We start from the raw sequence: 15,069 nt of genomic DNA on the forward strand, positions 1-15,069 counted from the left end.
CGGTTAGCATGAGCATGGACACGGCTTTGCTGGTGATTGATGTACAAGCAGGGATGTTTCCGGACGATTATCCCGTATTTGCGGGAGAGAAGCTGTTAGAGCATATACAAGAGCTCCTTGCAAAAGCGCGGGCACATCAGGTTCCGATCATTTATATTCAGCATAATGAAGGCGCTGGAGAGCCTCTCGAATCAGGTACTCCCGGTTGGGAGATTCATTCTTCAATTGCGCCGGAAGAACAGGATACAGTTGTTCAAAAGACTAGGCCTAACTCGTTCTATGAGACAAATCTTCAGCAGATCCTTGAGGCAAAAGGGATTAAGCATCTTATCCTTACCGGCATTCAGACAGATATGTGCGTGGATGGAACCTGTAGAGGAGCATGTGAGCTCGGTTATGAAGTTACTGTTGTCAAGGACGCTCACAGCACATGGGGAAATGATACGATCAGTGCCGCTCAAATCATTGAGCAGTATAATGAGCAATTTGCAACAATTGCAGCCGTACAAGAAACGGCAGCCATTATATTTTAATGAGATCATAACTTGTATTAAGGGAGAGCACTGATGGGTTATATCGATGAGGTCACGAAAGACTTGTATAACTATATGCCGCCATTAACGGGAAAAGATGATCTGGATGCGTTCTGGAAGGCAACGTTAGAGCAAGCAATGGAAGTTCCTTTGCACCCTGAACGGACAGAAGTGGCTTATCCAAGCAAACATGTGAAGGTTTACGATATCTCGTATAACGGTATGGATGAGACAAGAATTCATGGTTGGCTTATTGTTCCGACTTTTTTGAAGGAAGCTTCTTATCCTTGTCTCATTCATTATCATGGCTTCACGGGGAGCCGGGGAGAGCCTTCTGAGCTTATGCATTGGGCAATGATGGGAATGGCTGTCTTATCAGTGGATTGCCGGGATCAAGGCGGGCCAACGGGGAATAGTGCCAGTTATTCGCATGGATTCCTCTCGAATGTGGCAAGTAAAGGCGTTCAGAACAAATGGGAGTACTACTACCGTTATGTGTACATGGATTCCTTGAAAGCAATCGATTTCGCCTGCGCACAAGCCGAGATCGATCCGGGGAAAATCATCATTGAAGGTGGCAGTCAAGGCGGCGCGATTGGTATGGCTGTCGCAGCTCTGGATGATCGACCTAAGGCTGCATTGGTAGATGTGCCAAGCAACAGCAACTTGGTAAGCCGGATTGAAGGCAATCACGGCGCTTTTGGAGCGGTAGCGGAATTTTTGAAGAGACATCCAGATCAGACCGATCTTGTACTCGATAACCTAAGTTACTTTGATACCATGAACCTGGCCGACCGGATTACTTGCCCAGTTCTGGCCTCAGTAGCGCTCAAGGACGAGACATGTCCGGCACAAATGTACTTTGCTACCTATAACCGAATTCAGAGCAAGAAGGAGATCATCATCTATCCGTTTAACGGGCACGAGGGCGGAGGAGCAAGACAGACCGAAGTGAAGCTGGCTTATCTTGCGAAGCATTTTGGGGATTGGTACGAGTGATGCAAAATATCATTAACATCGCCCAAAAAGTTGCGATTCAAGCTGCCAAAGACGCAGGAGAGCTAATCAAACATTATTATTCCAAAGATAAACAAGTGGTAGAAAAGGGTGATCCGCCTCTGGGCTCCTACGATTCAATGGTGTATGCTCGCGCGAGGTGATTTGGATGGTATCATCCTTTACAATTCCGAAGGCGATGATCTTTATGCGGGATTGTTAATGGCCAAAGAAACCGGCGCTATCATTATGGATTTCCAAGGAGAAAGCTTTGAAGGCATGCATCCGGAGCCATACATTATTGCTTGTCATCCTGCGTACAAGCAAGAGTTCCTTAACTTAGTTAGTCAACAATAAAAAACGGAGCTATGTTCAACGACTATCGTTGGCATAAGCTCCGTTTTTTCATGATGTCGTTACGGCAATGTGGTTAAGTATGGCTTTACCGTATTAGCCAAGAGGTAACCGCTTGTAGCATCCCAGTTAATCGACCAGGTCATTGCCCCGCGGAGATCCGGGTACTTGGCGACCGGTTTATAAGTGCCGCAATCACTGCCAGTTGCCAGACATTTGACCGCTTGAGTCACCACGGATGGAGCAACATAACCGCCGCCTGCTGCTGAGCTTGTAGCTGGAACACCTATTCCTAGTTGAGATGGAGCAACCCATTGCAGGGTCAGATCAGAGAGAGCAGTCAAGAAATCAACGGTTCCTTGGGAATAGCACTTGCCATCACGTCCAAGCATACAGCCGGAGTTATAGTACTGAACATTGATGACTGTCGTAATATCTTTCAAATTCGTATAGAGCTGCATATAGGAAGTACTTGCGCTTTGCATATCGATCGTCTGAGGAGCCATCGTGAGGATAAAGCTTGAACCAATCTTTTGTTGAAGCTGACGAACGGCAGAAGTGAGGTTAGCGACATTCATGCCATTCTCAAGATCGATGTCGATCCCATCAAAGCCAAACTGTGTAATAAGACCGTACATACTGTCTACAAAATTCGTTACGTTAGGTGAGGCTGAATTCAGATTAATATTACCTTTTTCGCCGCCGACGGACAGGATGACCTTTTTGCCTTGTGCATGTTTCTGGCTAATGTCGCTGATCAAGTTCGCATTCGTATAACCACCAAGCGCGATGGATAAGCCAGAGTCTACGTTAAAGGTAACTCCGCCAGGTTTAGTGGTGTCCATATCAGCAAAGGAGACTACGATAATGTCGTATTGACTTGGTACAGCGCTTAATTTCAGATTTGTTGCTCCGTTCACAAAGTTTTGCCAGTAGCCTGTCAATGTATGCTTCGGAAGGCTGCCGCTGCCGCCAGGATCTGTAGGGCCAGTTGTGACGCTTAAGACACTGCTCGCTGAGGAAATATTGCCGGCTGCATCCTTGGCTTTAACAGTAAAGCTGTAAGTAGTAGAAGCTGAAAGTCCCGTAATAATGGCAGTGGTTCCTGATACAGAAAGCGCGAGTGTGGATCCCTTGTATACGTCATAGCCAGTCACACCAACATTATCTGTGGAGGCATTCCAAGCTAAGGATACACTGGTGGAAGTCGTTGCTGTAGTGCGCAGATTGGAAGGAGTGGATGGAGCAGTCTGATCAACCGAAGGAGCGAGAGTTGTTATACTGAGAGCCGTGCTTGCAGCCGAACTGTTGCCTGCCGCATCTTTAGCTTTAACGGTAAAAGAGTATGTTGTACTTGCGCTTAATCCGTTGTTCGTAAAGGTAAGTACTCCATTACTTGTGCTGCCTGCAAGTGTGGTTCCACGATAGATATCGTACCCGGTGACGGAGACATTATCGGTAGAGGCGTTCCATGCAAGTGTTACACTTGATGAAGTTGTTGCTGTTACTCGCAAATTGGTGGGAGCACTTGGAGCAGTTGTATCACCACCACCGCCTTGAACAGCGTTCCACAATGCTGGCACTACAGGCGGTTCCCAGCCAACCAATGAGGTGTGACCTTGTATGCACTTATACGTTGTACCGTTGTACGTGACCGTATCGTTGACGGCATACGATACATTGGCTGCCCAAGCCCCTCGATCGGCTGCCTTGGCAGCAGTTGGCAGGAATGTGAGCAGCAGCGAGAGAGATAGAACGAGTGTTAGTAATGTGCGGGTGAAGCGGTGATTCATAGCTTCCTTCATCATTTACTCCTCCTCTTATTTCGAATCTATCTTGCAGGAATATTATGGATTGGCCAAGGCATGCTCTCAAGAGGAAAAATATACTTTTGAGGGGATACAATTCATTGGGTTAGTGAAGCTATAAGGTTACTCAACATATTATGTTAACTGGAAATACAACTAATTTTTAGGGTATTTTGTGCGAGATTTAGCAGGTATTTAATTCCAAATAGGCGTGCTATATTTTTCTAAGAAAGTTTTGATAGCGTTTACATAACGAGTTAATGAATTTCAGATTTTACAGGTAAACACTAGTCTAATTTTCTAAGCTCGATAAGAAGAAAGGGGATGATCGAACTCATTCTTGTCTTATGCTTATCCTTTGTGCTTGACAGGAAAGGACGAACAGCAGCAAGAGACGCCGAAAACAATTTGAGGAGGAGTTATATAATGAGACGACTTTTTCAAAGTAAATTAACTTTACTTCTAATCGCAGGATTATGCTCACTTACTGTTGCTGCGACAGCCTTTGCTGCAACATGGAGCTCTTCGGATCAGTATGGGAACTGGAGCAACGGCGGCTATATTGTATATAACAATGTGTGGGGTGGCGTCGCCGGCTCGCAAAGTATATGGGCTAACTCCTACAGCAACTGGGGAGTTACTTCTAATCAGCCGAATACAGGCGGTGTCAAATCTTATCCGAATAGTACTCGAGATATCAATACACAATTAGGCTCACTTCATAGTCTCAGCAGTTCCTTTAATGTTTCTGTTCCAACGAGTGGTTCTAGTTTTGTATCCGCTTACGATATTTGGACAGGAAATTATGCACATGAAATTATGCTGTGGATGAACAAATATGGCTCGGTTAAGCCAATCGCTGCCAGCTGGGATGCAAGTGGGAATCCTGTAGCTTCCTATACCAACGTCAATGTTGGAGGACATACATGGAATGTGTACAAAGGCAATAACGGATCCAACGATGTCTTTTCGTTTGTAAGAACCAGCAATACCAACTCCGGTACAGTTGATGTGTTGGCAATCATGAACTGGATTAAGACAAAAGGCTGGATGAGTAATGAAATTGTCAATCGCGTCCAATTCGGATTCGAAATCACAACGTCTCCTAATGCTTCCTTCACTACCAATTCGTATTCGGTAAGTTTCTCATAACGTTCTCATAATGGTCTCCAAAGAGCGGCAGACTAAGGCTAAATTAAGCCTTGGTATTGCCGCTTTTTCAATCTATTTGACAAAGTGTCTATAACATCCCTATAATTTAAATGAACAACTGTTCAATAACTATGCGGAGGGATTTATATGCGTTTGGAAGGTAAAGTAGCAATCGTTACAGGAGCAGCATCGGGTATGGGAAAAGCTATTGCAGAGTTGTATGCAAAAGAAGGAGCAAAGGTTGTTGTCTCCGACCTTAACATTGAAGGTGCTGAAACAGTTGTTGCGGGTATTAAAGCAAACGGCGGCGAAGCAATCGCAGTAAAAACAAACGTTGCCGAGCTCGAAGATATTAATACGATGATCGATACGGCCGTTAATGAATTCGGAACGCTTGATATATTGGTTAATAATGCAGGAATCATGGATAATATGGCGCCAATTGGCGATGTGAATGATGATAGATGGGATCTTATCTTTGATGTAAATACAAAAGGCGTTATGCGTGCGATCCGCAAAGCTATTCCGATTTTCCTAGAGAAAGGGAAAGGCGTTATCGTGAATACAGCTTCTACCGGCGGTTTCAGCGGCGCGCATGCAGGTGCAGCTTACACAGCATCCAAGCACGCTGTAATTGGGATTACGAAAAACACAGGTTTTATGTATGCTCAAAAAGGCATTCGATGTAATGCTATCGCGCCAGGCGCGACAATGACAAACATCACATCCTCGATGAGTAACTGGGATGAATTTGGTGCTTCACGTACGAAAGTTACGCAAGGTGTGATCCCTCGTATTGGACAACCTGAAGAAATTGCTCAAGTGGCCTTATTCCTGGCATCGGATGAGTCAAGCTTCGTAAACGGTGTTGTTTTGGCAGCAGATGCTGGTTGGACAGCAGGTTTCTAATCCATTCATTTAAGAGAGTTGCAAGCAGCCTGGCTGCTTGCAACTTTTTTTATTTTGTTATGATGCTATAATGGATGAGCAATAATACTCAGTCACGAGGTGGAGGACTTGAACGAGAACGATCTAAGAATTGTGAAAACGAAGAAAGCCTTACATCATGCTCTCCTTGCATTATTAAAAACAAAACCCCTAGAAACCATTTCTGTATCAACCCTATGCCGTGAGGCTAGTGTGAATAGAGGAACCTTTTACTTGCATTACACGGATGTGGCCGCACTGTTTGACGAGCATCTTCAACATTTGCTCAAAGATCTGGAAGACTCTTATTACGAGCCTTACCGTCATGTGACCGTGATGAATCATAAACTACTTGATCCTTCAACGATCAGGCTCTTTCATCATGTGAAGAAATACCAGCCGTTCTATGAGATCGTATTTGATAAGAAATCATCGCTGTCGTATTACTATTCCTTATTTGAGAAAATTAAGGGACTAATATTGGAAAGCACCTCATCTAATGGGAGGCTGGATTTATTTGTCATCGCCTATACAGCCAATGCCATTATGGGCTTGATTATTCAGTGGAGTGAAGAAGGCTTCGAGCATAGCCCGGAATATATGAATGAGAAGCTAAGTTATATTTTAAAGAGTCTTGATCAGGAATGAAAAATAATTTTCTTGACTTTTCAGCATGCTCGAACGGGTACTTGACTTCTGTATGCTATAGTAAATAAGCTAACTAATCTTCATAGGAGGCTTATTATGTTTCAATATAGCGATCAGAAATATACAGGAGTGGATTTTGGCTCACAGGATTTAAGATATGGAGAGCTGATCAGCTGCACCTTTAATCGATGCTCATTCGTGAATGGATCTCTAGAGGAACTGATATCCATGAATTGTCGGTTTATTGAATGTGATTTTCGCGGGGCATTGCTAAATGGCTCCATTCATAAAGAATCAGCTTTCGATAATTGCAACTTTAACGGGGCTAATCTGTTTGTCGCCAAATTTGAAGCTTGTAAAATGACAGGGTCGGATTTCTCCGGATCAACTCTAGATGGTATCAGCATTATTCAAGGGGATTGGTCTTATACGAACTTGCGGCACTCCAACTTAGTGAAACAGGATTTATGCGGAATTAAGTTTCATGAGGCAGACTTATCAGGAGCCAATCTGGAAAAAGCGGATTTGAGAGACTGTGATCTCACGATGGCCGTGTTATCCAAGGCAAAGCTGCATGGCGCAGATGTAAGAGGGGCAGATATGGCGGGAGTGGACTTCAAGAATTTCTCCATCGCTGGTCTACGAATGGACCGGGAGCAAACGGTATTGTTCTCGATGTCTCATGGCGCTAAAGTAGGGTGAATTGAACTTATACAACCCCAAGAAGCCTTGGTATTCAAGGCTTCTTTTTGTTTTTGTTCGGATTTCTACGGGTTTCGATTATTGGTCTTCTGTTTCGTCTTTTTCCTGCACTGCCGTTTGCTGTCGTATATCGTCAACTCTGTTCTTATAGGATATTCCCCACTGCTTCATATCGAGGATGATCGGCTTTAACGTCAATCCAAATTCAGTCAGCGAGTATTCTACTTTAGGGGGTACCTGTTTATAAACTTCGCGGTGAATAATGCCATCCCGTTCAAGCTCGCGGAGCTGCAAAGTAAGCATAAATTGCGTCATGCCCGGATAGAGCCGCCGAAATTCATTGAATCTCTTCGTGCCATCGATAAGATGAAACAGAATGATCGCTTTCCATTTGCCTCCGATGACGTCCAAAGTTGTTTCGACAGGACACACTTCCACTTTCACTTTGAGCTTGTTTTTGCGATCTCCCATAGCCAGGACCCTCCAATAGTATGATTTTTAATACTATGTTATAAAATTATGCGTACTTTTCTAAATGCAATATACATCTTAATATAACACTCATACGGCACTTATAAAAACGTCGTAAGTTAATACAAAGGGAGAGTGGCGTCATGTCAAAGAAGGTATTGATCGTTTATGCGCACCCCGAGCCCACTTCGTTAACTAGCCAGTTCGTTGAGACAGCTGTGCAAACACTTCAGGAGCAAGGGCACGAAGTCATGTTATCTGATCTGTATGGAATGAACTGGAAGGCCGTGTTTGATAGGCACGACTTCCCGGATCGAACCAATCCAGAACGACTATCCTTTATTAAAGAGTCAGGGCACGCCTATTCGACTGGCCGTCAAACGGCAGACATCGTATTGGAGCAACAGAAGCTTCTTGCTGCCGACGCGGTGATCTTGCAGTTTCCGTTATGGTGGTACAGCATGCCAGCTATTCTCAAGGGATGGGTAGAACGGGTGTTTGCATTTGGTTTCGCATATGGCTATAAGGGCGAGGGGAATCGCTATCGCTACGGAGATGGTATTTTAAAGGGGAAGCGGGCTATGCTGTCCGTGGCTGCCGGAGGGCCGGAGAAGGATTATTCTCCGCGAGGAATCAATGGACCGCTGAAGCAATTGCTGTTTCCCATTACTCACGGCATCCTCTTCTACCCTGGAATGGATGTGTTGCCTACCCATGCTGTCTATGGAACCGATCGCATGACAGCAGCCAATATAGACTTAGCGATGGCAGCCTGGCGTTTGCGTCTCGAGCACCTATTTGAGGAGGAGCCTATTCCTTTCCGACATCAGAATGACGGGGATTATCCGGACAGCCATGAGCTTGCAAGCGATATCGCAGTCGGACGGACCGGCTTAATGGCTCACATTGCCGAAGGCACGGCGCCACTATAACTTGGATCTGCAATCTCGGATTGGGAGATCTGTCTATTGACCGCACTATTTCGGAAAAGAGAAATATAATTCAAAAGCAACCTTGAGCCGTGCTAGAGCGGCTCTTTTTTCCTTAAGTAGAATCAACAATGGTATTTACTTATGATTTTTGCATTAGGCTACTCAGTCTGGAAAGACTGGCAAGAGAGAAAAACTCGCGTGAGGTGGCAAACTTCATGATCAATAGAAAGGATAGCTACTCCAGCTTTCAATTGTTTGTAGTTATCTTCTTGTTTTCTAGTTTTCTAGAAGGAACGGCGATCCTCATGAATTTAGCTTCCGACTTGGGGCGTGACGCTTGGATTGCAACCTTGGTCTGTACCTATTATCCGGCTGCTATTCTTTTGATGTCGAAACAATCATGTTCAGGATCTCGTATATATGTAAAAATAGGGATGGACTGGAGGCACAGAATGAAATCCACATCAAAAATTCTGGTAACTGCTTTAACGGTAAGTATAATAGCTATGATTATTAGTGTGATTGCCTTAGGAGTTGTATTAAGTAAGGTTTAGACATGAGGAAGGGGAAGTACATAATGAGCCTTATTGAAGAATCAGTCATCCAACTAGCAGAGAAATTTCAGTTGCCTGAAAGAGTATTATTGTAGCGTACATGGATTGGAATTTAGAGAAGATCTAATTTATTAATTTATAGGGGTTACAACAAGCATCTTGACTTACCATCTCCATTGTGGTTATCATAGACACATGAAGTCCTTGATTGGGAGGGGAACAGAATGAAATATTCTAAAGCCACAAACTATGCCCTCCACACGATGCTTTATTTGATTGCTGTAGCAGCGGATAGAGCTGTAGGCGTTCAGCAGCTCGCTGAAAAACAAGGCGTATCTCCGACTTACCTTTCGAAGATCCTGACTAAGCTGGTGAAGGCAGGGCTGATTGAATCTGCATCAGGCGCAAACGGTGGGTATCGAGTGAAGGGGAGAAAAGAAGATATTTCTTTTCTAGACGTCATTCATGCGATTGAAGGAACTACTTCATTGTTTGAATGCTGCGAAAGCGAAAATCCCCATTGCCTTATAAATCACGTAATGGTGGCGGCTGAAGAAGACATGGAGCGGCATTTGAAGAATGCGAAGTTAGCAGATCTTGCCAAGCAAGCGGGCTTGTCCTTGTAATTACAAGGGCAATTTTTATTCAATAATTATAGATATCAATTATCTATAAAGTCTCTAATCAAACGAATGGAGGGATTATCATTAAGATCTATGATGTGGCTATTATCGGAGGCGGACCGGCGGGATTAAACGCGGCATTAGTACTTGGCAGAGCCAGGAAGAACGTGGTATTGTTCGATAACAATCAGCCACGGAACATGGTCACACACGCATCTCACGGGTTCATAACACGGGATGGGGTTGAACCAGCCGAGTTTCGGCGAATTGCTTTGGAGGAGGTGCTAAGTTATCCAACCGTTCAGCATTGGCAAAAGGAAGTGACCGATATTCAGCGATCGGACAATGTCTTCACGGTATCCACCTCCGGTGGTGAGCAAATGCAAGCCGGCAAGGTAATTTTGTCCGCAGGGTTGAAGGAAATCTTGCCAGAGATTGACGGGATTCGTGATTTTTATGGAAAAAGCATTTTTCAATGCCCATTCTGTGATGGTTGGGAGCTTCGCGATCAACCGCTGGTGGTGATCTCGGATATGCCGAGTGTGATGCATAAAGTAAAATTGCTGCTTCATTGGAGTAACGATTTAGTTGTATGTACGAATGGCAGTGCCGTTGTTACTGATGAACAACGGCAGCTATTGAAGTCCAGAGGTATACCTGTTATCGATATACCTATTTCAACTTTATCTGGGAAAAATGGGTTACTGGAAAAGGTACACTTCTCAGATGGCACGTTTATTGAAAGAAGTGGTGGGTTCATTGATCCCATTCAAATTCCTAAAGCTGCCTTCCAGGAATCATTGGGTTATCAAACGACTAGTACTGGTGGAATTGAGACGGATGCGATGGGCAAGACCACCGTGGAAGGTGTATATGCAGCAGGTGATTCGGCTTATGTGATGCCTTCCCAATTAATTTACGCCGCGGCTTCCGGCAGCAAAGCGGCAATGGCGGTAATGGCAGATTTGACTGAGGAAAATTGGCTGAAGCAATAAAATGGAGAAGTGTGCAAGAGGAATGCACACTTCTTTTTTCTGTAATAAAGCTGCATATAACTGCGCAAAACACGAGCAACGTTGCCCAAGGTGTTCACAAAATGCCGAGACGCTTTAAGGCCTTCAGTGTGAGCGTCTTGGCAGTCGTTCCGCTGCTATCCACGTTTGTGGCGAACACCCAGTCGGTCGTCCCGCGATCCACATAGCCCATATACCAGCCGAGCCCCATGTCGGACAAACGCGTACCTGTTTTACCATGAACCGTATATTTGTCCTGGTCGTCGTCGATCATGATGCGCTTGACGGTCTTCTTCGTTTGTTCTTGGAAAGGCAACGTCTCCTCCACTAGGTTCTCCATGAAATCGGTTTGCTCTTAAGCAGAAATCTTTAACGAGCTGTTCGACCAAAAGGTATCGATGCCCCTGCTAATATCCATATTACCGTAATGAATACGCTCCACGTAGCTCTTCATCCTCTCGGTCCCAATGTCTCTAACCATCGCTTGGTAAAACCAGATTGCGGATGCACGCATTGCCGAGCCCAACGTATGGTCTCGGTTCCACACCTCGAGCGGTCGAACGATGCCGTCCCACCGCTTGACATCATATTCGTCCTGCACTGCTCCAACCTCGAGACCTATTAGCGCGTTTGGTACCTTGTTTTTCTACACCGTCTCACGTTTCCACAACCCAACTGGGTACAGCCACACGAAAGAAGCACGTAAGCGCATGGTGGAATTGGCGCAGCGGTATGACGTGTACATTATCGAGGATGATTACATGGGCTGACTTGGACTTCAATCCAAGGAACGACCCCATGTTCGCGTACGATCCGTCCGGAGTGATCATCTAAGTAAAAAATCTTTTCCAAAGTTATGCTTCCAGGCTAGCGCCTTGGGCTGGTTGTATTACCGGACGGGCTACGGGAAGGATTCCTGTAGGCGAAAGCAGCGGCCGACGTACATTCGCCATTGTTGACACAGGGGGCTCTAGAGGTACCTCGAGAGTGGCATGTGCACCGCTCACATCGGCCGGATGCGAGAGATGTACCCGCCGCAAAGCAGTGCTGCTGCAGGAAGCATACCGCTAATATTTGCCGCCTGGAACCATGTACACTTAATCGAACTCTGGCTTCTATACCACTATCGGGCTGCCAGCCACACTCAAGGCGCAGGCAGTAGCTGAACATCTACTGGAACGCGGTGTGCGAGTTGATCCAGCCCAGCGCATGTACCTACCGCAATTCCGGGAAGAGAATGTCTTACGACTAAGCGTCTCACAGGTGGAAGAAGGACTCATAGAGCCAGGCTGTGCTTCCGATTGAAGAGTCTGATGCAGTCTGCGAAAGCTTATTTTCAACTGGACATTGGTTCGTGAGATTCTTGGCAGGCTCCGTGATTTGTCTAACAGTGGCGGCTTCACTCTCACAAAAACCAAGTAACGAAGAGGAGGGGAAGAAGGGCATATGCCTTTCCTTTTTTGTTAAGCGACGGGCAGGATAACGTAATGACTATGCAGAATCAGTTTGTATCTTAAGTTTCAATAAAAGGATAAAAATAAGGAGGACTATGAGGGAATACGAGAATAATAAATTGCGTCAGTCATTTGAACAAGCCGCGAAGATATTAACAAGCTCGTCCGGATTACTCAGAAGAATTAATGAATGATTTAATCTATCATACGAATTTACATGCAGGTGATCGTTTGCCAGAAGTGAGGTGTGCTACAGGGAAAGCTATTCTCCCATTAGCCAAGCGTGGATTTGAAATCACCTGTATAGAGCATAGGACTGAACTCGCTGGAGCAAAGAGATGAAATTGAGAAGAGCGGGCTTTTTGAGGTTGTTCATCTCCGGCATTTCGATTGGGAGCGTATTTACCAAGTTGAAGAATACATACAACTCCTAAGAACTTTCTCCGGACACATACTGATGGAAGAATGAAACGCGATAAACTCTTTAACGAAATTCGTGTTCGACTTAATAGTCGCGGAGATAAGTCGGTTCGTCGACACTGGGGTGCTGTTCTACATGTCGCCCGTCGAATAGATTGCTAATGGAGATAGTGAAACATGTAATATGAAGGAGGAAAGAATCATGCTGTATATCTTTGGCGGTCTGCCAGGCACCGGAAAGTCTACGTTATCGTCAGCTTTGGCTAGGGAACTTCGGGCAACGTATCTTCGGGTTGATGTCGTGGAGCAGGCTATGCGAGCTACCGGACTAAGTGTCAATGGACCTGAGGGTTACATCGTGTGTTATGAAATTGCGAAGCAAAGCCTCCGATTAGGACATGATGTGATAGCAGACACGGTTAATCCTATTCACATCACTCGTCAGGATTGGAGAAATGTAGCGGAGTCTCTCGAAATTCCATTTGTCGAGATCGAAGTGGTCTGCTCAGACGAAAGTGAACACAGACATCGAATTCTTACGCGTAAAACGGATATATCTGGTTTAATGCTCCCCACGTGGGATCAGGTTACAAACAGGCATTATGAAGCTTGGGACCGTGATCATATCATAATAGACACGGCGAATCATACTGTGGAGGAAAGCTTGATAGCGTTACGCAAACGGCTAGGTCTTGAAAATTAAGCGATAATATTTAAATGATGGATTAGGAAAGTACTAAACATGACGAGGCAGCCAGAATGGCTGCTGTTTTTATTTTAATAAATTTGAGGTGTGTTCCCTTGGTTACTGTTTCAACAGAGATTGAAATTAAAGCATCCATTGAAGTTTGTTTTGATATGGCAAGAAATATTGAATTGCATACGAAAACGGTTTGGAGACATACTCAGGAAAATGCAGTAGCTGGAAGAACTTCTGGATTGATTGGTGAAGGGGAATTTGTCACTTTTCAAGCAAGGCATTTTTTAATAAGACAAAAATTAACTTCAAGAATCATTGACTATAATAGACCACACAAGTTTGTTGATGAGATGATAAGCGGTGCTTTTAAGAGTATGAGACATGAGCATGAATTTATTGATTTAGGAAATCGAACGTTGATGAGAGATACCTTACAATTTGAGGCTCCATTAGGCTTAGTTGGATGGATTGTTGAGAGAGTTATTTTAAAAGGATATATGAAGAGATTTTTAAATTACCGTAATAAACAATTAAAAGAACTAGCTGAAAGAGTAGTTTGATGGAGTATTATGTAAGAAATAGTAGGTTCAGAAGTGTATAACCACCTATATGCAAAAAAAGAGAACGTGCCCGAGTTATTCTCGAGCAACGTTCTGCGTTATTCTACGATCTATGGAATACCCTTATTTACCGTTAAACGCGCTCAACATCCAAACGTGTTTCTCAAGCTTTGTATGGATGGCAAGTAACATGTCCGCTGTTGTTTCATCGCCGGCTTCTTGCGCGATTTCCATGCTTTCCTTCAATTCATCGATAATAGACGTGAAGTCTTTTATTAGTTGGTCAACCATCTGTTCATCTGTTTCCTTGCCGCTAGCTTCCTTGATCGTGGACTCTTTTAGAAAGTCTGTCATTTTGGCAATTGGCTGGCCCTTCACAGCAAGCAAACGTTCCGCGATTTCATCGACGTGTAACGCGGCTTCCTCGTAGAATTCTTGGAATTTTACGTGCAGCGTAAAGAATTGCGAACCTTTGACATACCAGTGATAGTTGTGAAGCTTAATATAGAGGACGCTCCAGTTGGCGATCTGGCGGTTCAAGAGTTGTTGAACGGTTTGTGTGGTTTTTGTAGTCATTGTTTATTCCATCCCTTCCAAGATAAATTGAATTATTAATATTATTTTATTTAAACCTAAAGACGTTAAGTGAAACAGCTGTGCTCTAAAATAGTGACAAGTTTTGAATTACCTAGTCGAGGCAGGAATTAACTTTTTATTGTGAGAAGGGTATAGAAAAAAACTTCATTTCAAAGGGGACATTCAAATGTCATGTTTTATTTGTGAAAAGCATCTTGGCATTTCAAATCAACCGCCTGGTGGATATTTTTATGAAGATGAGTATTGGAAAGTTTGTCACTTTCCCGCAGACCAATCCGTTCTTGGGCGTATTGTATTGGAATCTAAACGTCATTATTTGGATTTTGCAGAGATGACAAAAGAAGAGGCTGCATCTTACGGAGTTGTAATAAAATTACTGTATGTAGTACTCAAACAAGTCACAGAAGCAGAACGGGTATACCAACTCATAACTATTGATGGTGCCCCTCATTTTCATGTGCATTTTATTCCTCGTGGACGCGATAGTATGACAAGAGGGATAGAATACTTAAGACAAGAATTATCATGTAATGAGAAAGACGCTCTTCAATTAGTTCATAAACTGCAAGTTATTCTTAATCATTCTAGATAGCTGGTTGCCTATCATCAACTTTGTTTAAGTTAT

General features: G+C 44.2%; 16 protein-coding genes and 2 pseudogenes. 14 read left to right on the forward strand and 4 right to left on the reverse strand.

What is annotated here, in order from left to right:
* The first annotated feature begins 14 nt into the window (after nt 1–14).
* The 3 genes and pseudogenes from AB4Y93_RS01385 to AB4Y93_RS01395 form a co-directional block, all read left to right on the forward strand.
* Nucleotides 15–533, forward strand: coding sequence for a cysteine hydrolase family protein (locus tag AB4Y93_RS01385; RefSeq protein WP_441889211.1), 519 nt, complete (start codon nt 15–17; stop codon nt 531–533).
* Nucleotides 534–566: 33 nt separating this feature from the next.
* Complete coding sequence (locus tag AB4Y93_RS01390; protein WP_441888233.1) at nt 567–1,532, forward strand: acetylxylan esterase; 966 nt, start codon at nt 567–569, stop codon at nt 1,530–1,532.
* A 102-nt stretch (nt 1,533–1,634) separates the two neighbouring features.
* Nucleotides 1,635–1,886 (forward strand): annotated as a pseudogene (locus AB4Y93_RS01395) (inositol monophosphatase family protein); the annotation flags it as partial.
* A 59-nt stretch (nt 1,887–1,945) separates the two neighbouring features.
* On the opposite strand, the gene AB4Y93_RS01400 reads toward AB4Y93_RS01395, so the two are convergent.
* Nucleotides 1,946–3,691 carry a fibronectin type III domain-containing protein gene (locus tag AB4Y93_RS01400; protein ID WP_441888234.1) on the reverse strand — a complete coding sequence of 582 codons (1,746 nt, stop codon included), beginning with the start codon at nt 3,689–3,691 and terminating at the stop codon, nt 1,946–1,948.
* A 426-nt stretch (nt 3,692–4,117) separates the two neighbouring features.
* Between AB4Y93_RS01400 and AB4Y93_RS01405 the strand changes: the two genes are divergently transcribed.
* The 4 genes from AB4Y93_RS01405 to AB4Y93_RS01420 all read left to right on the forward strand — a co-directional run bounded on the left by AB4Y93_RS01405 (nt 4,118) and on the right by AB4Y93_RS01420 (nt 7,120).
* Entirely contained in the window at nt 4,118–4,843 is a 726-nt protein-coding gene (locus AB4Y93_RS01405) for a GH12 family glycosyl hydrolase domain-containing protein (protein WP_441888235.1), read from the forward strand.
* A 147-nt stretch (nt 4,844–4,990) separates the two neighbouring features.
* Nucleotides 4,991–5,752: an SDR family oxidoreductase gene (locus AB4Y93_RS01410; protein WP_441888236.1), complete on the forward strand. Its 762-nt coding sequence runs from the start codon at nt 4,991–4,993 to the stop codon at nt 5,750–5,752.
* Nucleotides 5,753–5,860: 108 nt separating this feature from the next.
* Nucleotides 5,861–6,418: a TetR-like C-terminal domain-containing protein gene (locus AB4Y93_RS01415; RefSeq protein WP_441888237.1), complete on the forward strand. Its 558-nt coding sequence runs from the start codon at nt 5,861–5,863 to the stop codon at nt 6,416–6,418.
* Nucleotides 6,419–6,514: 96 nt separating this feature from the next.
* The gene (locus AB4Y93_RS01420; protein WP_441888238.1) at nt 6,515–7,120 is read left to right on the forward strand and encodes a pentapeptide repeat-containing protein; all 606 of its coding nucleotides are present in this window, start codon (nt 6,515–6,517) and stop codon (nt 7,118–7,120) included.
* A gap of 78 nt (nt 7,121–7,198) precedes the next feature.
* Here AB4Y93_RS01420 and AB4Y93_RS01425 read toward each other — a convergent pair whose 3' ends face one another.
* On the reverse strand, nt 7,199–7,591 hold the full coding sequence (locus AB4Y93_RS01425; RefSeq protein WP_441888239.1) for a winged helix-turn-helix transcriptional regulator: 393 nt from the start codon (nt 7,589–7,591) through the stop codon (nt 7,199–7,201).
* Nucleotides 7,592–7,734: 143 nt separating this feature from the next.
* On the opposite strand from AB4Y93_RS01425, the gene AB4Y93_RS01430 reads away from it, so the two are divergent.
* The 4 genes from AB4Y93_RS01430 to AB4Y93_RS01445 all read left to right on the forward strand — a co-directional run bounded on the left by AB4Y93_RS01430 (nt 7,735) and on the right by AB4Y93_RS01445 (nt 10,695).
* Nucleotides 7,735–8,523 (forward strand): NAD(P)H-dependent oxidoreductase, encoded by a 789-nt coding sequence (locus AB4Y93_RS01430; protein ID WP_441888240.1) that lies wholly within the window; start codon nt 7,735–7,737, stop codon nt 8,521–8,523.
* 215 nt (nt 8,524–8,738) lie between these two features.
* Complete coding sequence (locus AB4Y93_RS01435) at nt 8,739–9,077, forward strand: hypothetical protein (RefSeq protein ID WP_441888241.1); 339 nt, start codon at nt 8,739–8,741, stop codon at nt 9,075–9,077.
* A gap of 224 nt (nt 9,078–9,301) precedes the next feature.
* Complete coding sequence (locus AB4Y93_RS01440) at nt 9,302–9,703, forward strand: Rrf2 family transcriptional regulator (protein WP_441888242.1); 402 nt, start codon at nt 9,302–9,304, stop codon at nt 9,701–9,703.
* A gap of 86 nt (nt 9,704–9,789) precedes the next feature.
* Complete coding sequence (locus AB4Y93_RS01445; RefSeq protein WP_441889213.1) at nt 9,790–10,695, forward strand: NAD(P)/FAD-dependent oxidoreductase; 906 nt, start codon at nt 9,790–9,792, stop codon at nt 10,693–10,695.
* Nucleotides 10,696–10,789: 94 nt separating this feature from the next.
* Here AB4Y93_RS01445 and AB4Y93_RS01450 read toward each other — a convergent pair.
* Nucleotides 10,790–11,353, reverse strand: a pseudogene (locus AB4Y93_RS01450) (penicillin-binding transpeptidase domain-containing protein); the annotation flags it as partial.
* 1,436 nt (nt 11,354–12,789) lie between these two features.
* On the opposite strand from AB4Y93_RS01450, the gene AB4Y93_RS01455 reads away from it, so the two are divergent.
* Nucleotides 12,790–13,290: an AAA family ATPase gene (locus tag AB4Y93_RS01455; protein ID WP_441888243.1), complete on the forward strand. Its 501-nt coding sequence runs from the start codon at nt 12,790–12,792 to the stop codon at nt 13,288–13,290.
* 56 nt (nt 13,291–13,346) lie between these two features.
* Nucleotides 13,347–13,847 carry an SRPBCC family protein gene (locus AB4Y93_RS01460; RefSeq protein ID WP_441888244.1) on the forward strand — a complete coding sequence of 167 codons (501 nt, stop codon included), beginning with the start codon at nt 13,347–13,349 and terminating at the stop codon, nt 13,845–13,847.
* A 123-nt stretch (nt 13,848–13,970) separates the two neighbouring features.
* On the opposite strand, the gene AB4Y93_RS01465 is transcribed toward AB4Y93_RS01460, so the two are convergent.
* Nucleotides 13,971–14,423, reverse strand: coding sequence for a Dps family protein (locus AB4Y93_RS01465; RefSeq protein ID WP_441888245.1), 453 nt, complete (start codon nt 14,421–14,423; stop codon nt 13,971–13,973).
* Nucleotides 14,424–14,610: 187 nt separating this feature from the next.
* Here AB4Y93_RS01465 and AB4Y93_RS01470 point away from each other — a divergent pair, with 187 nt between their 5' ends.
* On the forward strand, nt 14,611–15,036 hold the full coding sequence (locus AB4Y93_RS01470) for an HIT family protein (protein WP_441888247.1): 426 nt from the start codon (nt 14,611–14,613) through the stop codon (nt 15,034–15,036).
* Nucleotides 15,037–15,069 lie beyond the last annotated feature (33 nt).

It is taken from the genome of Paenibacillus sp. YAF4_2 (assembly GCF_052113225.1).
GTDB lineage: Bacteria > Bacillota > Bacilli > Paenibacillales > Paenibacillaceae > Pristimantibacillus.